The organism is Ectopseudomonas toyotomiensis, assembly GCF_017167985.1.
In the GTDB taxonomy this organism is placed as follows: domain Bacteria; phylum Pseudomonadota; class Gammaproteobacteria; order Pseudomonadales; family Pseudomonadaceae; genus Aquipseudomonas; species Aquipseudomonas toyotomiensis.
Window position 1 is genome coordinate 924,699 of record NZ_CP070505.1, and the last position, 21,875, is coordinate 946,573.

Genomic DNA, 21,875 nt, shown 5'->3' on the forward strand with positions numbered 1-21,875 from the left:
AAAGTGGCGGCCTGCGGCAGCTGTAGCCAGCCGCTTAAAGGACGAACGCGCACTAGCAGAGAAGCGAAGCGCTGTCGAGATATGGCACCGCCTGCGCTTTGCGTATACTGCGCCGATGTTTGCACGACCTGCGATACGCATGCGTTGCGCCACAGGGCTGTTGGCGATTGGAACCCTCCTGATGCTTGCTGGCTGTGGCGAAGACCCCAAGCCCAGCGTACTCGAGCAGGCAAAGGCGGAGGGTGAGCTGCGCGTGGTCACTCGTAACAGCCCCGCCACCTACTTCCAGGACCGCAACGGCGCCACCGGTTTCGAATATGAACTGGCCAAGCGCTTCGCCACCGATCTCGGCCTGGAACTGAAGATCGAAACCGCGGACAACCTCGATAGTCTGTTTTCCAGCCTCGACCTCGCCAACGGCCCGGTCATGGCTGCCGCCGGCCTCGTGGACACGCCACAGCGCCAGCGCCAGGCACGCTTCTCGATTCCCTATCTGGAAGTCACGCCACAGGTCATCTATCGCCAGGGCGAGAGCCGTCCAACCAAACCTGAAGACCTGGTCGGCAAACGCATTCTGGTGCTGGCCGGCAGCAGCCATGCCGAACAGCTGGCCGCCCTCAAGCTGGAACAGCCGGAGCTGGAGTTCGAGGTATCCGACGCCGTCGAGGTGGTCGACCTGCTGCGCATGGTCGATGAAGGACAGATCGACCTGACCCTGGTCGACTCCAACGAGCTGGCGATGAACCAGGTGTACTTTCCCAATGTGCGGGTGGCCTTCGACCTGGGCGACACCAACACCATGCGCTGGGCAGTAGCCGCTGGCGATGATGACAGCCTGCTGGTGGAGATCGACGCCTTCCTCGAACGCTCCGAGGCCAACGGCACCCTGCAGCGCCTGAAAGAACGCTACTACGGCCATGTCGACGTGCTCGGCTATGTCGGCGCTTACACCTTCGCCCAGCACCTGCAGCAGCGCCTGCCGCGCTACGAGAAAATGTTCCGCCAGGCCGGTCACGCCAATCAGGTCGACTGGCGCCTGCTCGCCGCCATGGGCTATCAGGAGTCGCTGTGGCAACCCAACGCCACGTCCAAGACTGGCGTACGCGGCCTGATGATGCTGACCCAGCGCACCGCCCAGTCGGTCGGTGTCTCCAACCGTCTCGACCCCAAACAGAGCATCGACGGCGGTGCCCGCTACTTCATCCAGGTTCACCAGCAACTGCCGGAAGGCATCGTCGAGCCGGATCGCACCTGGTTCGCCCTGGCCGCCTACAACGTCGGCGGCGGCCACCTGGAAGACGCGCGCAAGCTGACCGAAGCCGAAGGGCTGGACCCGAACAAGTGGGCCGATGTACAGAAGATCCTGCCGCGCCTGGCGCAAAAGCAGTGGTACAGCAAGACCCGCTACGGCTATGCCCGCGGCGGCGAGCCGGTGCACTTCGTGCGCAACATCCGTCGTTACTACGACATTCTCACCTGGGTCACCCAGCCGCAGCTGGAAGGCACGCAAGTGGCCGAGAGCGGTATCCACCTGCCCGGCATCGACAAGCGCAAGCCCGAAGAAGAAACCCCGCCGCTCTGATCGGTCAGAGCAAACTCTGATTCCCCACCGCACATCGGCTGATCGCCTGCCGCGCCTGTGGCAAGCCTCTGAGGCGCGTGGCGCACTGCGCCTGACTCGATATTCGCTCGACCTGCAGATTGGCCTGCTCGTCGATGCTGATCAGATAGGGATGGTTGTAACGCGCGCGATCGTTCCAGGCGCTGAAGCGCTGAGTGGTGAACACGCATCGATAGTCCAGATGCCCGGTAAAGCCCTGAAAGCGATCACGCATGAAGATGTGGTGATAACGCTGCCAGTCGCGATCACGCTGACCGATACGCACGGCCTCCTGGCACTCTTCGAGCGTGGTGATCTGCGGCTCGTGCAGGAAAATGCTCTGCGCCAGGTTGGAGCCGCCCAACTGCACGCTGGCGACCAGATACACCTCTGACTGACCAGCGAACGCCGGCGCAGCCAGGAGCGCCAGAAGACTCAACATCCGTTTGTTCATGCTCATTCCCTGTAATAACGCTCAGCCTCGCCGAGCCTTGAAGAAATCTTTCAGCAGCGCCCCGCTCTCCTCGGCCAGCAAACCACCTTCCACCCGCACGCGGTGGTTGAGAAAGCCCTGGTCGAAGAATTGCCCCTGACTGATCGCCACCCCCGCACGCGGCTCGCTGGCGGCGAACACCACCCGGGCGATGCGCGCATGCACGATCAAGCCGGCGCACATGCTGCAGGGCTCCAGCGTGACATACAGGGTGCTACCGGGCAGTCGATAGTTCTGCACACTTTCCGCCGCCGCGCGAATCGCCACCATCTCGGCATGGGCGCTGGGGTCGTGACGTAGAATCGGGCAGTTGAAGCCCTGCCCGACCACTTCGCCATCCTGCACCAGCACGGCGCCGACCGGCACCTCGCCCTGCTCCGCGCCCAGGCACGCCTGCGCCAGCGCCAAGCGCATGAAATGCTCGTCACGCGAGCGATCGATGATCTGCGGTCGTTTCATTGCATCAATCCGAAGGGTGGCCGCTCTGCGAGGCGGACCTGAAAACGGCGCCTACCCTACACCACTTCGATGGCCGCCATCAGCCCCGTTTCCATATGGTCGATCACGTGGCAATGGAACATCCACACACCAGGATTATCGGCAACGAAGGCGATGCGCGCGGTCTCGTTCTTGCCCAACAGGTAGGTGTCGGTGAAATACGGAATGATCTTGCGCCGGTCCGAGCCCAGCACCTTGAAGGTCATACCGTGCAGGTGGATCGGGTGCTGATACTGCGCCATATTGCGCAGTACGAAGATGTAGTGGCCATCCTTCTTCAGCGTGGCGATCGGGCGATCTGCACAGGTCTTGTCATTGATGTCCCAGGCCTGGCCGTTGATCTGCCAGTACTTGTAGCGACCGGCTGCCTCGTCGGCCGGCGAAGCCAGTGCGGCGGCCCACTCGAAGTTGAAACGCAGCGTCTCGGCGCGGGCCAGGTCCGGTTCGGCGACGGGGTTGGCCGGCAGAGGCGGTGGCCAGTCGCCTGCGACTTCGCTACTGGCGACACCTTTCAAGGTGGCCAGGCGCAGCGGACCATTGCGTAGCGACAATTCCTCGCCGGCTGCCGGCACCTTCAGCGCCAGGTCGATGCGCATTCCAGGCCCCAGCCAGTATTCCTTACCCAGCGGCCGCGGCTGCACCGGATTGCCGTCCAGGGCATAGATGCGCGCCTCCCCGCCCGGCAGGTTGAGGCGATAGGTGATGGTGCTGTCGACATTGATCAGACGCAGGCGCACCACCTGCCCTGCAGGTAATTCGAGGGTCGGGTTCGGTTCGCCGTTGATGGTGGTCAAGCGCCCACGCGTACCCTCGCGCGCTGCCTGACGCGGCACCAGAAAGTCGGTGAAGGCGCCCTGCTCGTCGATATGCCAGGTCTTCAGGCTCAGCGTGCGCTCATGGAGGAAGCCCGTCGGCTCACGCTCCTCGATGATCAGCGGCCCGACCAGGCCGCGCCCCAGTTGCTCGGTGCTGGTGGTGTGCGGGTGATACCAGAAGCTGCCGGCGTCATGGCAGATGAAGTCGTAGTCGAAGTATTCACCCGGCAGCACCGGCGCCTGGGAGACGTAGGGCACGCCGTCCATCTCCAGCGGCAGACGAATGCCATGCCAGTGGATGGTGCTCTGCTGCTCCAGCTTGTTGATGAAGCGCACCCGCAGACGCTCGCCCTGCCGACAGCGCAACTCCAATCCCGGCGCGTGGCCGCCATAGCCCCAGGCCGGCGTCTTGTGCCCCGGCACCAGTTCCAGGTCCAGCGGCGCGGCGATCAGCTCGTAGTCATGGGTCGCCACGTTCTCCGGGCGCCCGAGCCAGTAACGCACACCACCTACGCCCAGGCCGGCAACACCCAGACCAGCCAGGCCGGCGAGCACTTGTCTGCGGGTAAACGACATCTTCATCCTCGGCAATCTGCGAGCATACTCAATTGCGGTATCTTCTCATTTTCACGAAGGAAGAGACGAGCTCGGACGAAGGACTTATTGCCGCAGATGAACGCGACAAACATCACGGGAGCGTCTGACCACGTCGCCTGCCAAGCCACCTGTCCGACAAGGGTATCGATACGCCATGGACTTGTTCGGCATGGCGATGACCAGCGCACTGGCACTGTACGTCGCATGATTGACCCTGGAAGCATCGAAGTGATGCTGACCAACCAGGTACGCGCCAAGCGCGAGATGCTGCGCTGCTCGCGCTTACCAAAAGCGTTGTACTGGCACAGACATGAAAAAACCGGCCGAAGCCGGTTTTTTCATTTGGGCCTGAATAGACACCAACCCGCAGAAACTGGCATCTATCTCCGACATCAAGTGCATGCTTACCAGTTGTAACTCAGCTTGGCAGTGACTTCGCGTCCCGAGTTGTAGTAGTTCGCAGTGCCGCGCCCAACCACATGCTGCTCGTCGAATATATTGGAGACGTTGAGCGCAAGCTCTGTGCCCTTGGCGATCTGGTAGTTGAACGCAGCATCGAACAGCGTGGTGCCATCACTCTCGCCGTTGTCGTTGAGGTCATTGAAGTGATAGGCACCGACATAGCGAGCACCTAGACCGAGACTAATATCCGTTCCCGGCAGGCTGTAATAAGTCCAGAGCGAGGCCGAGTGCTTGGGCGCGGTAACGAGCTCGTTACCCTTGATCGATACGGCGCCATACCCCGTCCCGTTCCACACTTGCAGTGCCCCGCGAAGCACCTCAGTATCCATGTAGGTGTAACCGCCAACCAGGCTCAGGTTCTCGGTCAGCTCGGCCTTGGCTTCGAGCTCGAGGCCACGCACACGCTGCTCGCCCACGCTCTGCAAGTCGATGACGCCATTCTGCTGCACGACCGCTGTGGCGACGTCCTCCTGAGTCAGCTCATAGATGGCAGCAGAGAACAACGCATTCATCGCCATTGGCGAATACTTCACACCTACTTCGTACTGTCTGCCTCGCTCCGGGGTGGTGCCGACCTCTGGTACGGCGACGGACTCCACCATGCTGATGTAGGTGGAAATTTCGTCAGTGGCGACATAGGTCAGTGCCGCGCGATAAGAGGTTTCTGAGAAGCTATCGCTGTCACTGAACGCTGGGACAGCATTGAACGTGTTGAATCCCTTGCTGGACAGATCCATGGAGTCGTTACGAACACCGGCCGTGACGATAAAACGCTCATAGAACGACAGGTTCTGCTGCAGGAATACAGACTTGGTGGTGTACTCCTGTTTTCTGGAGAGATATGGCGAAAGCCCTGAGGCAACCCCGGTGTACACGGGGTTGGTAACGCTGATGGGATCGATCCCCTGATATACAGCGCTTTCGTCAGTCGACGAGTCGCCGTACTCCACACCGACCGTGGTGCTGCTGTCGATATTCTTGAAGCGGGCGTCGTACTGCAGCATCAGGTTGCCGTTGAGCTGCTCGGCCTCATTGTCTGCTCCCAGGATAGCTCGATCCAGCATGTCTCCCGTGCGGACTCCAGTCAGATAGGCATAACCATAGTCATCATGCAGTTCGCTGTACCGCAGGTTGCTACGCAGCACGAAGCCGTTGTCGAAGTCGTGACTGAGGCTGCCACTGATATTGGTGCGTTCAACATCGTGGAAGTTGTAGCCAGGCTCGCCGAAGAAATCATCACGGTCATACTCCTTGTCCATCGGATAACCGCCGCTATTGGGCGTGCTCTTTCTCTTGAGGTGATCCACGACCAGCGTCGCCGAGGTAAAGGCAGTCGGTGCCCAAGTCAGGCCGCCCATGACGAGTTGGTTGTCGTCACGAGAATGATCGTATTCACGGTCATTGTCCTGAAACTTGCCGGTGAAGCGATAAGCCAGGGCCTGATTCGCATCCAGCGAATCGCCAACGTCGATACCGGTTTCCTTGTGATTGAAGGAGCCGTAGCTTGCGTAGACCTGACCGAACTTGTCGAAGCGCGGCTTCTTGGTTACGAAGTTCACCGAGCCACCCGGGTCGGCCGGACCGAACAGCGTGGAGTTGGCGCCGCGTAGCACCTCTACACGCTCATAGGCGAACGAATCTTCACGTACGCCACGCATCGAGCCCAGGGTCAGGCCATCGCGATAGGTAGTGGCATTGAAGCCACGGATCTGGAAGTAATCGTTGCGGTCATCGGTGCTGTAGTAGTCGGTAATAACACCTGGCGTGTATTTCAGCACTTCTTCAGTGGTGCTGGCATTGCGCTGTTCGATTTCTTTCTGCGTGATAACGGAAACCGAAGCAGGGGTATTGAGGATGCTGGTGGCGACCTTGCCGCCGACCCAGAGCTCCTGGGCAACCACCGAACTGGCGTCATCACCTGCCGAGGCCTTGGCGTTGACAATAATTGGCGCCAGGCGGAAGGGTTCATCCTCTTTGGCAGAGCTTGCCTCTTGCGCGTGAACGTATAGAGGCGCGGCAACCAGCGGCGTGCAAAACAGAGCAGCGCTGGTAACGCGCCGCCAGGGCGCTCGTGCATTGAGAACCCCGTTCTTACTATCGGTCATGCTCATGGTCCTTATCGGTTAAGAGGCGTGTCAGCGGCCTTTCTATGTGGCGGTACCGCCTGGTTGGCGGCGGCAACATAGCAGAAAACACACATCAAAACGATAATGACTTACATATAGATTTACTGATCTCTTGTGATACCGAGCCCGTTATGCACCAGGCGCAATCCATCTCAATTACTTGTTCGGAGCACAGAGCGGTCTCGGACCACCTGCTAGATAGAGCGTGCAGCTACACAGAGCATTCGTAAGTGCACCTTGATCTGGATGGCGAGCGTCATGGGCAGGGTTACGGGATATCTCTAGAAGCATCGAGGTACGAAGAACTGAGCCGTTTCCCACGCACGATCTGCCTGCGCCCCCTGTCACCTGCCGATTGAGCGACGACGGCTACTCCCAATTGCTGCGTTGTCTGAGCCCGAGCCTGTTCGTGCTTCTGGCGACTCTGTCTTTGCTTCAGGGCTGACTGCCCCTGGCAGCGCTCAGGCGTTTACGGGCGGATCACCCATCTACGCCGGAAAAATTTCCCTGCTCAGTCGCATTCAGGTACCTGAGCCATGGTCATGCCCCCACCGAAATTGGCAATGGGTCGCATGACCAGACGGCAGCCGTCCTCTACATCCTGGCCGGCCTGTGCCTCGAGCGATTCGCGTTTGACCCGGTAATCAAACGTCAGGGTGGTTCCGGCAGGCGCACCACCTTCTTCACGAACCATCGTGACACGCACCTCCAGGCGCACCTCAGCCGGGCTGAAAGTGCCCGAAAAGAGAAAGGTACGCCCGTCGCTGATACCGCCACCGCTGACACGCCCGTCGGCTGCGATGCTCATCTGCACGTCATCCGGCTCGCTGCGCCAGCCTGCGTCGTCATAAATGCCGGGAATCGTCAGCTCGGTCTGCGTGGCGCTGTCCGGAACCTTGCCGCGTAACTGCAGGACCGCCTTGCCCGGTGCGCTGCGCTCCAGCAACACACTTCCCCTTCCGTAGTGCGTGACCGGTTTGCCGGAGGGAGGTGCCACCTTGAAGTCGACTCGACCAGTGTAAGGGCGCTCACCGAAGCGCTCGATCATGTCCTGAGCGAATCCGCAGGGCGCCAGGAACAACAAGAGTGCCGTCAGCAAAGTGCGCAAACACGGGGCAGCTAGCGAGTTGCCAGGCATAGGCACTTCCTCTTTAAGGAAATAAAAACCTAACCCTAGCCAAAGTGTTCCGCGGGTGACAGAAACACGCCACATAAGGCCTAAAAACAAAACCCCGGCACCAGGGCCGGGGTTTCGTCAGACGGGCGACACCAGGGTAGGCATCACTCCCACTCGATGGTCGCTGGCGGCTTGCTCGACACGTCGTAGGTAACGCGGGAGATGCCTTCGATCTCGTTGATGATGCGGCCGCTGACGGTTTCCAGCAGCTCGTAGGGCAGGTGCGCCCAGCGAGCGGTCATGAAGTCCACGGTTTCCACGGCGCGCAGGGCAACGACCCAGGCGTAGCGACGGCCATCACCGACGACACCGACCGACTTCACCGGCTGGAACACCACGAACGCCTGGCTGGTCTTGTGATACCAGTCGGCCTTGCGCAGTTCTTCGATGAAAATGTGGTCGGCGCGGCGCAGCAGGTCGGCGTATTCCTTCTTCACTTCACCGAGGATGCGCACGCCAAGGCCCGGGCCCGGGAACGGGTGGCGGTAGACCATGTCGTAGGGCAGGCCCAGCTCCAGACCAATCTTGCGCACTTCGTCCTTGAACAGTTCACGCAGCGGCTCGACCAGCTTGAGGTTCATTTCCTCCGGAAGGCCACCAACGTTGTGGTGGCTCTTGATCACATGAGCCTTGCCGCTCTTGGCGCCAGCCGACTCGATCACGTCCGGGTAAATGGTGCCCTGGGCGAGGAACTGGATGTTGTCCAGTTTGCTGGCCTGCGCATCGAACACGTCGATGAAGGTGCGGCCGATAATCTTGCGCTTCTTCTCCGGGTCGGACTCACCGGCCAGGTTGCTGAGGAACTGCTCTTCGGCATCGGCGCGGATCACCTTGACGCCCATGTTCTCGGCGAACATGGCCATTACCTGGTCGCCTTCGTGCAGACGCAGCAGGCCGTTGTCGACGAACACGCAAGTCAGCTGGTCGCCGATGGCCTTGTGCAGCAACGCCGCGACCACCGAGGAGTCGACACCACCGGACAGGCCGAGCAGCACGTTGGCGTCGCCAACCTGGGCACGCACGGCGGCGATGGCGTCTTCGACGATGTTGGCCGGTGTCCACAGGGCTTCACAGCCGCTGATTTCCAGCACGAAGCGCGAGAGGATGCGACCGCCCTGCTTGGTGTGGGTCACTTCCGGGTGGAACTGCACGCCGTAATAGTGGCGAGTGTCGTCGCACATGGCGGCGATCGGGCAGCTCGGGGTACTGGCGAGGATGTGGAAGCCTTCCGGCAGGCGGGTGACCTTGTCACCGTGGCTCATCCACACGTCGAGACCCAGTACCCCGTCGGCGTCGACATGGTCTTCGATACCGGCCAGCAGTTGGCTCTTGCCGACCACGTCGACACGGGCGTAGCCGAATTCACGCAGATCGGAACCTTCCACCTTGCCGCCGAGCTGCTCGGCCATGGTTTGCATGCCGTAGCAGATGCCCAGCACCGGCACGTTCAGGTCGAACACCGCTTGCGGCGCGCGCGGGCTATTGGCTTCGTGCACCGACTCCGGGCCACCGGCGAGGATGATGCCGCGCGGAGCGAAGGCGCGGATGTCCTCGTCGCTCATGTCCCAGGGGTGCAGTTCGCAATAGACACCGATCTCGCGCACACGGCGGGCAATCAGCTGGGTGTACTGGGAACCGAAGTCCAGAATGAGGATGCGGTGGGCGTGAATGTCGTGGGCCATGGCCGTCTCTCGTAGGTATTCACAAATGACACGGGGCTGATCGAACAGCCCCGTTATTCATACATTGCAGCGAATCAACCAACTCTGTAGTTGGGCGCTTCCTTAGTGATCTGCACATCGTGGACATGCGACTCGGCCATGCCGGCGCCGGTAATGCGCACAAACTCCGGCTTGGTACGCATCTCTTCGATGGTGGCGCAGCCGGTGTAGCCCATGGAGGCACGCAGGCCGCCCATCAGCTGGTGAACGATGGCACTCATCGCGCCCTTGTAGGGGACACGACCTTCGATACCTTCCGGCACCAGCTTCTCGGCGCCGGCCGAGGAGTCCTGGAAGTAACGGTCGGAAGAGCCCTGCGCCTGCGCCATTGCGCCCAGCGAGCCCATGCCGCGGTAAGCCTTGTAGGAGCGGCCCTGGAACAGTTCGACTTCGCCCGGGGCTTCTTCGGTACCGGCCAGCATGGAGCCGATCATCACGGCGGAAGCGCCGGCAACGATGGCCTTGGACAGATCGCCAGAGAAGCGGATACCACCGTCAGCGATCAGCGGTACGCCAGTGCCGGCCAGTGCTGCGGCCACGTTGGCCACGGCGCTGATCTGCGGAACACCGACGCCAGCCACGATACGGGTGGTGCAGATCGAGCCTGGGCCGATGCCGACCTTGACGCCATCGGCGCCGGCTTCGACCAGCGCCTTGGCAGCTGCACCCGTGGCGATGTTGCCACCGATCACCTGGACTTCCGGGAAGTTCTGCTTGACCCAACGCACGCGGTCGATCACGCCCTTGGAGTGGCCGTGAGCGGTGTCGACGATGATCACATCCACACCGGCATTGACCAGAGCACCTACGCGATCACCGGTGTCGGCACCAGTACCGACGGCAGCGCCAACGCGCAGACGACCTTGATCGTCCTTGCTCGCCAGCGGGTAGGCCTTGGCTTTCTCGATATCCTTGACGGTCATCATGCCCTTGAGGGTGAAAGCATCATCGACGATCAGCACCTTCTCGATACGGTGCTTGTGCAGCAGCTCGCGCACGGTTTCCTTGGCGGCGCCTTCCTTGACGGTGACCAGGCGTTCTTTCGGCGTCATCACATCACGCACTTTAGCGTCCAGACGGTTCTCGAAACGCACGTCACGGGAAGTGACGATACCCACCAGGTCGCCGTTGGACAGCACCGGCACACCGGAGATGTTGTGCAGACGGGTCAGCTCGAACAGGTCGCGCACGGTGGCGTCGGCCTCGATGGTGATCGGGTCCTTGACCACGCCGGCCTCGAACTTCTTGACCTTGCGCACTTCGGCAGCCTGCTGCTCGATGGTCATGTTCTTGTGGATGATGCCGATGCCGCCTTCCTGGGCCATGGCGATGGCCAGGCGCGCTTCGGTGACGGTGTCCATGGCAGCGGACAGCAGCGGGATGTTCAGTTCGATGCCGCGGGTCAGGCGGGTCTTCAGGCTGACGTCCTTGGGCAGTACCTCGGAATAACCGGGGATAAGCAGGACGTCGTCGAAAGTGAGTGCTTCTTGGCTGATGCGCAGCATGGCGGGCTCCCGAGCGGGAAAATAAGAAGCGCGGCATTATACCCAGCGACCTCATTTCACTCAATGCAAAGTGTATCTCTAGGCAGCCACATCTTGAAAATCATAGAATAATGATTCTCAAAAACACCTGCACTTGAGTGCCAAATGAAATCAACCCGTTCTTCCTTGAGCGGCCAATGTGCCGCTCTGCTTACTTTTTGCCTGCTTCCAGCCGGCCACCTTCTGGCACAGGAGCTGGAGCTGCCCAGCCAAGAGGTGGTCGCCAAGCCTGCCATGGAAGAAGACGGCTATCAGGCCAAGCGCGCCAGCACTGCAAGCAAATCCTCCGTAGCGCTCAAGGATGAAGCCCAGTCGGTACAGGTGGTAACGCCACAGACCATCGAGGATTTTCAGGTCAGATCGCTGGACGATGCGATGAAATTCGTTAGCGGCATGACACAGAGCAACACACTGGCCGGCACTCAGGACGGTTTCGTCAAACGCGGCTTTGGTGCAAACGCCGACGGGTCGATCCTCCGTGACGGCATCCGTTCCAGCCTCTCACGCAACTTCAGCGCCACCACCGAACGCGTGGAAGTGCTCAAGGGGCCGGCCTCACTGCTGTATGGCGCGCTGGAGCCGGGTGGCCTGATCAACGTCATCAGCAAGAAGCCGCAGTACCAATGGGGCACGCAACTGAGCGCGGACAACTCCAGCTTCGGCGGAGGCAGCCTGGCAGTCGACGTTACCGGTCCAGTTGCCGACAGCGGCCTGGCCTTTCGCCTGATTGCCGAGCGTCACCACGAAGATTATTGGCGTAACTTCGGCGAAGAAGAGCACAGCCTGATTGCGCCCTCGCTGAGCTGGGAAGGCGAACGTCTGCGTCTCAACATCGCCTACGAATACAAGGAATACAGCAGCCCGGTGGATCGCGGTACGGTGATCATCAACGGCAAGCCGGCCAAGGTTTCCTATAACGACCGTTTCAGCGAGCGCTGGTCCAAGGCTGAAGGTATCGATGAACTGCTCACGGCTACTGCCGAGTACCAGCTCAGCGACGACTGGTCGAGCCGCCTCACCTATGGCTGGAACAACGAGCGCTACGACTATGCCGAGGCTCGCCCCAACGCGCTGAATGCCACTACAGGCGCGCTCAGCCGCCGCTCCGATGGAAGCGAACATGACAACCAGACCCAATATCTGGCCTGGGACTGGATCGGCAAGGCCACGCTGTTCGGTCAGCGCCATGATCTGCTGATTGGTGCAGACACAGAGCGCGTTGACAATTTTCGTGGCGATACCTGGCGCGGCCCGGCAGTCGGCGGCTTCAACATCTACAACCCGTTCTACGGCAATCTTGCCGCACCCTCCCTGCTCAATCTGTCACAGAGCGATCGTCGCGACGAATTGCATTCGCGCTCACTTTACGTGAAAGACAACTGGCACTTGAACGAGCAATGGATTCTGGTGCTTGGAGGCCGTTACCAGCGCTTCGAGCAGTTGGTCGGGCAAGGTCGAGGGGCGCTGTACAAGCCAACTACCCACCGGCAAGACACCACCTTCCTGCCCTTCGGTGGCCTGGTATTCCAACTGAACGATCAGGTGGCGTTCTACGGCAACTACAGCCGCTCCTTCGTGCCCAATGCCTCGGATACCAACACTGGCCAGGCATTCGATCCCGAAGAAGGTCGCAGCTACGAGCTGGGCGTGAAACTCGATCTGCCTCAGGGTATCGGCGCCAGTCTGGCGCTGTTCGATATCGAGAAGGAAAACGTCGTAGTCACCAACAATTCCGTATCGGAAGCCGCAGGCAAGGTCGGTTCGCGCGGCGTAGAGTTGGATATCACCGGCCGCCTCAGCGAGCGCTGGGAGCTGCTTGGCAGCTACGCCTACACCGATACGGAAATCCTCGATGACCCGGCCAACGAAGGCAACGAACTGGTCAACGCCGCGCGCAATGTCGGCAGTCTCTACCTCGTCCATCATCTGCATCTGCCCCAGGAGTTGGGTCAGTGGCGACTGGGTGGCGGCGCCCGTTACGTCGGTGAGCGTGCCGGCGACAACGCCAACACATTCTGGCTGGACAGCTACACGGTGGCCGATGCCTTCGTCAGTTGGGACAGCCAACTGCTCGGCGAAAAGACCCGCCTGCAACTGAACGTACGCAACCTGTTCGACGAGCGTTACTACTCCTCCAGCGGTGGCGATCTACGCGTTGCAGTGGGCGAGCCACGCGAAGTGCGCCTGTCGGCCAGTGTCGAGTTCTGAGCTGACCCCGATGACAACTGCTGAGCGCCTGTGGAAGGCGCTTCAGCGGCGACTGAAACCATATGAAGTCGCAGCTAAAGCCCCAGCCACAATCGACTGAAAACCGCTCAAGCAGGATCGTCGACCCGCACCTGCCTCAGCGCAAAGCCCAGGCGTTCGCCGAACTCTTCGACGAACGCCGGGCGCAAGCCGGCTTCAGCCCAGCCGTTAAAGATGAAGCCCAGGTTGGAAAAGCCGCACGGCTGCAGGAACAGGAAACCGTTGATGTCATCTTCATGCCCGCATTCCGGGCAGGTGAAGTTGTCGGTTTCCCCTGGCCACCACACCTCCAGGCTGTCGAACAGCGGCACGCCGACCTCCCTGCGGCATTCGGCGCAGCCCGCCTCTTCGAGAAAGCTGCGCGTCGGCACATAGATACAGCGATTGGTGATGATTTCCAGACCATTGTGCGCCTCACCATAAGGCAGCATCTCAGGACGCTGGGCGATACGCCGAGCGCCGGGCCCGATGGCGTAGGCCATACCGTTGCCACCCTGACCGCAGGTGGTCGGCAATGCCTCGACGATTTCCCGTTTGACCAGCCAGCGCAGCATGGCCTGGGCCTTCTGCTCGTGAGCGGGAAGCGTGGATATCTGAGGGACGAGGATCAGTTGCGCGGTCATGGTGTTCGAACAGCTGGCAAGGAAAGGGCGGCAGCTTAGGCACTACCGCCGGCAAATCAAGCCCCACGACAGATCACAGCAGCCGCCTGTGCTTCACGACGGGCCACCCAGCGCGCACGCAGCACGTCGTAGATCCAGTTGAACGCCATGGTGTACGGCAGGAAGAACAGGATCAGCACAATATCCAAGAGCAGCGCCTCGAGCAGACCGATCGACAACCACCAGGCCGCCAGCGGTACCAGCACGATGATCAACCCCACTTCGAACAGCAACGCATGGCTGACCCTCGCCCACAGGCCGCGCTCGAAGCCCAGACGACTCTGTGCGCGGTCGAACAGGTAGTTGAACAGCATGTTCCACAGCATCGCCACGGTGGAGAACATCAGGGTCAGCACACCCAGGTGCAGCAGTGGTTTATCCATGAACCAGGCCATGGTCGGCGCGCAGATGAGCACGGCGATGGTCTCGAAGGCCAGGGCGTGACCAATGCGCTCACGCAGGGAGCGCGACAGGGGCTGAGTCATGAAACGAACCTCGTGATAAGTGACAACGAGCGCTATGATCATCGGAATACCAGCCAATCCAAAAGCAGCTGCCATCGGCAAAACCGATATGAATATTTCCCCCGATTCCCTCCAGGCCTTCGCTCAGGCCGCCAACTGCGGATCGCTCAGCGCCGCAGCGCGGCGTCTGGGCAAGAGCCAGTCGACCATCAGCGAGGCCGTCGCGCGCCTGGAAATCGACCTGGGCGTGGCACTGTTCGAACGCGGCTCACGCAAACTGCAGCTGACCGAAGCTGGTGCCAGCCTGCTGGCCCATGCAGAAGAAGTCCTCTGCGCCAGCGACCGCCTGGCGCGACACGCTGCCGGTTTGGCCAGAGGCCAGGAGGCGCGACTGACTCTGGCGCTGTCCGACGCCTACCAGCCGAAACAATACGAAGTTCGCCTGCAGGAGCTGGATCAGCGCTTCCCCGATCTGCAGTTCGAAAGCCTGATCGCCGAACAGGCCGATGTGCTCGACCTGATCACCCAGGGCCGCGCACAGCTGGGACTGCTCGCCGCGCAAGCGGCCTATCCACCGCATATCGCCCACGCCCGCCTGGAAATGAGCAGCGAGTTCGGCCTGTTCGTCGCCAAGGATCATCCCCTGAGCAAGCTGCCACGAGTGCGTCAGGACGACTTGTCGCGCTGGCGTCTGCTGCGCTTGAGCAGCGTCGCCCATGACGATGCGAACACGGACGAGTTGCCCGGCAGCGGCGGCCGCTGCTGGGCCGCGCCGGACTATCTGATGCTGCTGGAAATGGCCAGACTGGGCTTCGGCTGGGCCGAACTGCCGCGGCAACTGGTCGATGCCTACGGCTTTGGTGGCCTGCATGAACTGCCCTGCAGCGGCTGGCCGCGGCGGGTCACGGTGGACGCCATCTGGTCGCGCCAGCGCGAACTCGGTCCGGTCGCAGCCTGGTTGCTCGAACGCCTGATGCAAGACGCCTGATGAAGGTCGCGCCAACGTCGCTCTCGACTTATCATGCTGCCCCATGATCAATGACCCTTTTGCCCGCCTGAACCTCGACCGCGAGGTGCTCAGCGTCAGCCAGCTCAACAACCGCGCCCGCCTGCTGCTGGAGGACGTGTTCGCCGGTATCTGGGTCGAGGGGGAAATCTCCAACCTCGCCCGCCCGGCCTCCGGCCACATCTACTTCACCCTGAAGGACAGCCAGGCCCAGGTGCGCTGCGCGCTGTTCCGGCAGAACGCTGCGCGTGTGCGCCAGGCGCTGCGTGATGGTCTGGCGGTGAAGGTGCGCGGCAAGGTCTCGCTGTTCGAAGGGCGTGGCGACTACCAACTGATTCTCGACGCCGTGGAACCAGCGGGCGACGGCGCCCTGCGCCTGGCCTTCGAGGCACTAAAGGAAAAGCTCAGCGCCGAAGGTCTGTTCTCTACCGAACGCAAGATCGCCCTGCCCGCCCATCCCAAGCGCATCGGTATCGTCACCTCGCCTACCGGCGCGGTGATCCGCGACATCATCAGCGTGTTTCGTCGCCGCGCGCCGCAGGTGGAGCTGAACCTGATCCCCACCGCCGTACAGGGCCGTGAGGCCACCGCGCAGATCGTCCGGGCCCTGCAACGCGCCGACGCGCAGGGTTTCGACGCACTGATCCTGGCCCGTGGTGGTGGCTCACTGGAAGACCTGTGGTGCTTCAACGAGGAAGCCGTGGCCCGCGCCGTGGCGGCCTGCGTGACGCCCATCGTCAGCGCCGTGGGACACGAGACGGATGTATCCATCGCCGACTTCGTCGCCGATGTGCGCGCCCCGACACCCTCGGCCGCTGCCGAACTGCTGGCACCGGACAGCAGCGAACTGGTGCAGCGCCTACATAATCTGCAGCGCCGCCTGGTCCTGCAGATGCAGGGCCGCCTGGCTCGCGAACGCCTACGCCTGGAAGGAACGAGCCGACGCCTGCGCCATCCCGGTGAGCGCCTGCGCCAACAAGCCCAGCGCCTGGACGATCTGGACATGCGCCTGCGCCGTGCCTTCAACCAGCAACTGGCCAATCAGCGCGAGCGTCTGGCCCGTCTCGACGCTCGCCTCGCCGCACAGCATCCGGGGCGTAGCCTGGCCCTGTTGCGCCAGCGCCTGGATGGCCTGGCCACACGGCTTCCACGCGCGATGCAAAGCCAATTGCGCAGCCAGCGCCAGCAACTGGGTGCACTGGCCGCGCAACTGCAGATCGTCAGCCCGCTGGCCACCCTCGGTCGCGGCTACAGCATCCTCCTCGACGAACGCGGCCAGGCCGTGCGCAGCGCCGCGCAGACCCAGCCCGGCCAGCGCCTCAAGGCTCGCCTTGGCGAAGGCGAACTGGACGTGCGCGTCGAAGACAACCACATACAACCGGCGACCTTGTCGCTATTGGATTGACTGAACATGCCTGCCCTTGCCCGCTTGAACGAACGCTGCTCGCGAACATTCATGACCCAAAAGCTTCGCGGGCAGAGCCCGCTCCTACACAAGCTGTGCCTGTTCGTCCTGGCTCTGTGTCTGGCCCTCCCCGCCCACGCCGAAGGCTTTATCACCCGCCTGCTGAACAAGCCGGTGCCAGGTGGTGTGGCGGTGATCGATCTGGGCAACCCGGCGCAGGCGCCCAAAGTGCGCTATCAGGGCAAGCCGGTGCTGACCGTGCATGAAGACAGCAAGCACTGGATCGCCATCGTCGGCATCCCACTCAGCGTCAAACCGGGCACTCAGCAGGTAGAGGTCGAGGGCGGCCAGAAGCTGAATTTCCAGGTGGGTGCCAAGCACTACACCGAGCAGCGCATCACCATCAAGAACCAGCAGCAGGTCACCCCCAACGCCGCCAACCTCAAGCGCATCGAACGCGAGCTGGCCGAGCAGACCCGCGCCTACCAGCAATTCAGCGCACGCCAGCCGAGCAACCTGATGTTCGACAGACCAGTCAACGGCCCGCTGTCCAGTCCGTTCGGCTTGCGTCGTTTCTTCAACGGCGAGGAGCGCAACCCGCACTCGGGCCTGGACTTCGCCGCCAACCGCGGCACACCGATCAAGGCGCCAGCAGCCGGCAAAGTGATCCTCATCGGTGACTACTTCTTCAATGGCAAAACGGTGTTCCTCGATCACGGTCAGGGGCTGATCAGCATGTTCTGCCACCTGTCCGAGATAGACGTGAAGCTTGGCGACGAAATCGCCCGAGGCGGCCACGTCGGCAAGGTCGGCGCCACCGGGCGCGCCACCGGCCCACACCTGCACTGGAACGTCAGCCTCAACGACGCGCGGGTCGACCCGGCGATCTTCATCGGCGCGTTCAAGCCCTGAACGCACGCAGCCTGCAACAGCCGCCGTTTGGGTTAATCGAGTATCTTTGCTAGGGTACGGCGGCTCAGATGGCCGCCCTGCAGCGTCGGTCATTTCTCCTGTCTGCTTCGGAGCCGGAAATGCCGAATGAGCTCAACACCTGGATGGACTGGCTGAACACTCAGCCAGAACTGCTCACCCTCACCGCTACCCTCGCCTTGATCGTCGCCGCCTGGCTGTCGAACTGGGTGGTCAAACGCATCCTGGTTCGCGCCATCTACCGCCTGGTCGGCGCGACCGCCCTGGGCCGCCATGGCCAGATCAAGGAAAGCGGCATCATCAAGCGCCTGTCCAACATCGTGCCGGCGCTGGTGCTGTCCAGCGGCGTGGTTTTGGTGCCGGGCATGCCCGCTGCCGTGGTGGAAGTGACGCGCAACGTCTGCGGCGCCTTCGTGGTGCTGACTATCGCCATGGCCATTGGCGCGCTGCTGGATATCCTCAATACCCTCTACCAGCGTCGCCCCAACGCACACCTGAAGCCGATCAAGGGCTACTTGCAGGTGATCAAGATCGCCATCTTCGCCATCGCCGCAATCCTGATGGTAGCGGCGCTGATCGACCGCTCGCCGCTGATCCTGCTGTCCGGCCTCGGCGCCATGGCCGCCGTGCTGATGCTGATCTTCCAGGACACCCTGCTGTCGCTGGTGGCCAGCGTGCAGATTTCCTCCAGCGACATCATCCGCGTCGGTGACTGGGTGGAAATGCCCCAGCTGAACGCGGACGGCGACGTGATCGATATCGCCCTGCACACGGTCAAGGTGCAGAACTGGGACAAGACCATCACCACCATCCCAACCAAGCGCTTCATCACCGACCCGTTCAAGAACTGGCGCGGCATGCAGGAGTCGGGTGGGCGTCGGATCAAACGTGCGCTGTTTTTGGATCAAACCAGCGTACATTTCCTTAGCGACGAGGAGATCGCACGGCTGCGCCGCTTCATGCTTCTGGATGAGTACCTCGATCGCAAGGACCAGGAACTGCAGGACTGGAACGCCAAGCTGGCCGAGCACGGCAAGGAAGCGGTGAACACCCGGCGCATCACCAACATCGGCAGCTTCCGGGCCTACGTCGAGCATTACTTGCGGCACAACCCGAACATCCACCAGAACATGACCCTGCTGGTGCGCCAGCTCAGTCCGACTGCCGATGGCCTGCCGCTGGAAATCTACTGTTTCACCAACACCATCGCCTGGAATGCCTACGAAGGTATCCAGTCGGACATCTTCGACCACCTGCTGGCCATCCTCCCCGAGTTCGGCCTGCGCGTGTTCCAGCATCCGAGCGGTGCGGACATGCGCGAACTGCGGCCAGCCATCGTCGAACAGCACGGGGCAGCTCAATGAAACGCTAGTGGTGCGTCCCTGAACGACGTGTTACAGAGCCTTTGTCCCAAAATCGGTCGGAGCTTGCCATGATTACCCTGCATCACCTGAACAACTCGCGCTCGCAACGCATTCTCTGGATGCTCGAAGAGATTGGTATCGAGTACCAGATCAAGCACTACCAGCGCGACCCGCAGACCATGCTCGCCCCTGCCGAGCTGCGCCAGGTGCATCCTCTGGGCAACTCGCCGCTGATCACCGACGGCGAACTGACCCTGGCTGAATCGGGCGCCATCATCGAATACCTGGCCGAGCGCTATGGCGATTGGTTGCTGCCTGCCGCCGGCAGCCCAGAACGCCTGCGCTGCCGCTACTGGCTGCATTACGCCGAAGGCTCGGCGATGCCACCACTGCTGCTCAAGCTGGTCTTCGACAAGCTGCGCAGCGCGCCAATGCCGTTCTTCATCAAACCCATCGCCAGAGGTATCGCGAACAAGGTCAGTCAGGCGTTCATCTCGCCGCAGCTGAAGCTGCATTTCGACTACCTGGAGAGCCAACTGAGCGAGCACGACTGGTTTGCCGGTGATGCCTTCAGCGCTGCCGATATTCAGCTCAGCTTCCCGCTTGAAGCAGCTGCCGCCCGTGGAGTGCTAACCAACCACCCGCGTCTGAGCGATTTTCTGCAACGCATTCATGCCAGGCCGGCTTATCGCCGAGCCCTTGAAAAAGGTGGCGCATATGACTACGCCGATTGAAGGCTGACTATAAGAGGTGCAGGGGCGAGCCGCCGTAAGCCCCCACAAACACGATTCGCCGAAAACACACCTTTCAAAGCAATAAAATCCACCAGCAAACGCTATCCAGCAATAAATCGGCGTTTTTTAAGCAAGCATTGCCATATCCACCTGCTATGGATAGGGTGCCCACATGAAAAACATCTTTCTCGTCCGCCAGCTCGCATGCCTGCGACTGGTCAGCCCGCGACTGCGAAGCCCCGCCTGAAACCCCGTTTCATGGCCGCCCGGCCTCGTGTTCGACTCCCATTTCGCAGGACCCTCTCATGACCATGCTCAAAGACCCGTCGCAGAAGTACCGTCCGTTCACCCAGATTCAGATTCCGGACCGCACCTGGCCGGACCAGATCATCGACAAGGCGCCGATCTGGCTGTCGACCGACCTGCGCGACGGCAACCAGTCGCTGATCGAGCCGATGGATGCCGAGAAGAAGATGCGCTTCTTCAAGTGCCTGGTGGCCGTGGGCCTGAAAGAGATCGAAGTGGGCTTCCCGTCCGCCTCGCAGACCGACTTCGACTTCGTCCGCGAGCTGATCGAAGGCGGCCATATCCCTGACGACGTCACCATCCAGGTGCTGACTCAGGCCCGTGACGACCTTATCGAGCGCACCTTCGAGTCGCTGAAAGGCGCCAAAAAGGCCATCGTCCATTACTACAACGCCTGCGCACCGAGCTTCCGCAAGATCGTCTTCAACCAGGACAAGGCCGGCGTCAAAGCCATTGCCGTGGCCGCCGGCACCACCATCAAGCGCCTGGCCGATGCCGCGCCGGAAACCCAGTGGGGCTTCGAGTATTCGCCGGAAGTGTTCAGCAGCACCGAGATCGATTTTGCCGTCGAGGTGTGCAACGCGGTGATCGGTGTGTTCCAGCCGACCCCGGCGAACAAGTTGATCCTCAACCTGCCGGCCACCATCGAGTGCGCCACGCCGAACAACTACGCCGACCAGATCGAGTGGTTCGGTCGTCACGTCGACCGCCGCGACAGCGTGCTGATCAGCGTGCACACCCACAATGACCGTGGCACTGGCGTCGCAGCCTCGGAACTGGCCGTCATGGCTGGCGCCGACCGCGTCGAAGGCTGCCTGTTCGGTAACGGCGAGCGCACCGGCAACGTCTGCCTGGTGACCCTGGCGCTGAACCTCTACACCCAGGGCGTCGACCCACAGCTGGACTTCTCCGACATCGACGCCGTGCGCAAGGTGGTCGAGGACTGCAACCAGATCCCGGTGCACCCGCGCCATCCGTACGTCGGCGATCTGGTGCACACCGCCTTCTCCGGCTCGCACCAGGACGCCATCCGCAAGGGCTTCGCCCAGCAGAAGCAGGATGCCCTCTGGGAAGTGCCCTACCTGCCGATCGACCCGGCCGACATCGGCCGCGACTACGAGGCGGTGATCCGCGTGAACAGCCAGTCGGGCAAGGGCGGTATCACCTTCCTGCTCGAGCAGGAGTACGGCATCAGCCTGCCGCGGCGCATGCAGATCGAGTTCAGTCAGGTAGTGCAGCGCGAAACCGATCGTCTTGGCCTGGAAATGACTGCCGCACAGATCCATCAGCTGCTCGAAACCGAATACCTGCAAGCGCGCAGCCCCTACACCCTGAAAGGCCATCGTCTGCAGGAAGAGAATGGCACCAGCGCGGTGGATATCGAGGTTATTGAAGGCGCTGAAAAACACCACTGGCGCGGCATCGGCAAGGGCCCACTGGAAGCCCTGGCCGCAGCCCTGCCCGTCGCGGTGGAAGTCATGGACTACAGCGAGCATGCTATCGGCGCCGGCACCAATGCCAAGGCGGCTGCCTACATCGAGCTACGTGTCAACGGCGGTCGTGCCCTGCACGGCATCGGCATCGACGAGAACCTGACCACCGCGAGCTTCCGCGCCCTGTTCAGCGCGCTGAACCGCGCCCTGAGCCAGGCCGAGTCGCAAGCGGCCTGATTTCCTTAAGCGTCACTCACAAAAACGCCGGGCAATGCCCGGCGTTTTTGTATG

17 protein-coding genes are annotated in these 21,875 nt (G+C 61.7%); 8 read left to right on the forward strand and 9 right to left on the reverse strand.

Going from position 1 to position 21,875, the window contains the following annotated elements:
* Nucleotides 1-115: 115 nt before the first annotated feature.
* Nucleotides 116-1,582 carry a membrane-bound lytic murein transglycosylase MltF gene (mltF, locus tag JWV26_RS04170; RefSeq protein ID WP_206418464.1) on the forward strand — a complete coding sequence of 489 codons (1,467 nt, stop codon included), beginning with the start codon at nt 116-118 and terminating at the stop codon, nt 1,580-1,582.
* Nucleotides 1,583-1,586: 4 nt separating this feature from the next.
* On the opposite strand, the gene JWV26_RS04175 is transcribed toward mltF, so the two are convergent.
* From JWV26_RS04175 to guaB, 7 genes are all read right to left on the reverse strand, one after another.
* Complete coding sequence (locus JWV26_RS04175) at nt 1,587-2,042, reverse strand: hypothetical protein (protein WP_206419173.1); 456 nt, start codon at nt 2,040-2,042, stop codon at nt 1,587-1,589.
* A gap of 33 nt (nt 2,043-2,075) precedes the next feature.
* Nucleotides 2,076-2,552: a tRNA adenosine(34) deaminase TadA gene (tadA, locus tag JWV26_RS04180; RefSeq protein WP_206418465.1), complete on the reverse strand. Its 477-nt coding sequence runs from the start codon at nt 2,550-2,552 to the stop codon at nt 2,076-2,078.
* A gap of 56 nt (nt 2,553-2,608) precedes the next feature.
* Nucleotides 2,609-3,982, reverse strand: a complete 1,374-nt coding sequence (locus JWV26_RS04185; protein ID WP_206418466.1) for a multicopper oxidase family protein — start codon at nt 3,980-3,982, stop codon at nt 2,609-2,611.
* Nucleotides 3,983-4,407: 425 nt separating this feature from the next.
* Nucleotides 4,408-6,570, reverse strand: coding sequence for a TonB-dependent siderophore receptor (locus tag JWV26_RS04190; RefSeq protein ID WP_206418467.1), 2,163 nt, complete (start codon nt 6,568-6,570; stop codon nt 4,408-4,410).
* Nucleotides 6,571-7,102: 532 nt separating this feature from the next.
* On the reverse strand, nt 7,103-7,639 hold the full coding sequence (locus JWV26_RS04195; protein ID WP_239690100.1) for a hypothetical protein: 537 nt from the start codon (nt 7,637-7,639) through the stop codon (nt 7,103-7,105).
* 233 nt (nt 7,640-7,872) lie between these two features.
* On the reverse strand, nt 7,873-9,450 hold the full coding sequence (gene guaA, locus JWV26_RS04200) for a glutamine-hydrolyzing GMP synthase (RefSeq protein ID WP_021488817.1): 1,578 nt from the start codon (nt 9,448-9,450) through the stop codon (nt 7,873-7,875).
* A gap of 74 nt (nt 9,451-9,524) precedes the next feature.
* On the reverse strand, nt 9,525-10,994 hold the full coding sequence (gene guaB / locus JWV26_RS04205; protein WP_017675156.1) for an IMP dehydrogenase: 1,470 nt from the start codon (nt 10,992-10,994) through the stop codon (nt 9,525-9,527).
* 144 nt (nt 10,995-11,138) lie between these two features.
* Here guaB and JWV26_RS04210 point away from each other — a divergent pair, with 144 nt between their 5' ends.
* A complete protein-coding gene (locus tag JWV26_RS04210; RefSeq protein WP_206418468.1) occupies nt 11,139-13,241 on the forward strand; it encodes a TonB-dependent siderophore receptor in 2,103 nt (700 codons plus the stop codon).
* 107 nt (nt 13,242-13,348) lie between these two features.
* Here JWV26_RS04210 and JWV26_RS04215 read toward each other — a convergent pair whose 3' ends face one another.
* Both JWV26_RS04215 and JWV26_RS04220 read right to left on the reverse strand, forming a co-directional pair.
* Nucleotides 13,349-13,903: a sugar ABC transporter ATPase gene (locus tag JWV26_RS04215; RefSeq protein ID WP_074917911.1), complete on the reverse strand. Its 555-nt coding sequence runs from the start codon at nt 13,901-13,903 to the stop codon at nt 13,349-13,351.
* Nucleotides 13,904-13,959: 56 nt separating this feature from the next.
* Nucleotides 13,960-14,427, reverse strand: coding sequence for a multidrug/biocide efflux PACE transporter (locus JWV26_RS04220; RefSeq protein ID WP_206418469.1), 468 nt, complete (start codon nt 14,425-14,427; stop codon nt 13,960-13,962).
* Between the two features lie 34 nt (nt 14,428-14,461).
* Between JWV26_RS04220 and JWV26_RS04225 the strand changes: the two genes are divergently transcribed.
* From JWV26_RS04225 to leuA, 6 genes are all read left to right on the forward strand, one after another.
* A complete protein-coding gene (locus tag JWV26_RS04225; protein WP_206418470.1) occupies nt 14,462-15,394 on the forward strand; it encodes a LysR family transcriptional regulator in 933 nt (310 codons plus the stop codon).
* A gap of 43 nt (nt 15,395-15,437) precedes the next feature.
* Nucleotides 15,438-16,817, forward strand: a complete 1,380-nt coding sequence (gene xseA / locus JWV26_RS04230) for an exodeoxyribonuclease VII large subunit (RefSeq protein ID WP_206418471.1) — start codon at nt 15,438-15,440, stop codon at nt 16,815-16,817.
* A gap of 51 nt (nt 16,818-16,868) precedes the next feature.
* Nucleotides 16,869-17,729, forward strand: coding sequence for a peptidoglycan DD-metalloendopeptidase family protein (locus JWV26_RS04235; RefSeq protein ID WP_206418472.1), 861 nt, complete (start codon nt 16,869-16,871; stop codon nt 17,727-17,729).
* A gap of 119 nt (nt 17,730-17,848) precedes the next feature.
* Nucleotides 17,849-19,111 (forward strand): mechanosensitive ion channel family protein, encoded by a 1,263-nt coding sequence (locus tag JWV26_RS04240; protein WP_064495697.1) that lies wholly within the window; start codon nt 17,849-17,851, stop codon nt 19,109-19,111.
* Between the two features lie 68 nt (nt 19,112-19,179).
* Nucleotides 19,180-19,845: a glutathione S-transferase family protein gene (locus JWV26_RS04245; RefSeq protein ID WP_206418473.1), complete on the forward strand. Its 666-nt coding sequence runs from the start codon at nt 19,180-19,182 to the stop codon at nt 19,843-19,845.
* A gap of 305 nt (nt 19,846-20,150) precedes the next feature.
* Complete coding sequence (gene leuA / locus JWV26_RS04250; RefSeq protein WP_079782983.1) at nt 20,151-21,821, forward strand: 2-isopropylmalate synthase; 1,671 nt, start codon at nt 20,151-20,153, stop codon at nt 21,819-21,821.
* Nucleotides 21,822-21,875: the final 54 nt, after the last annotated feature.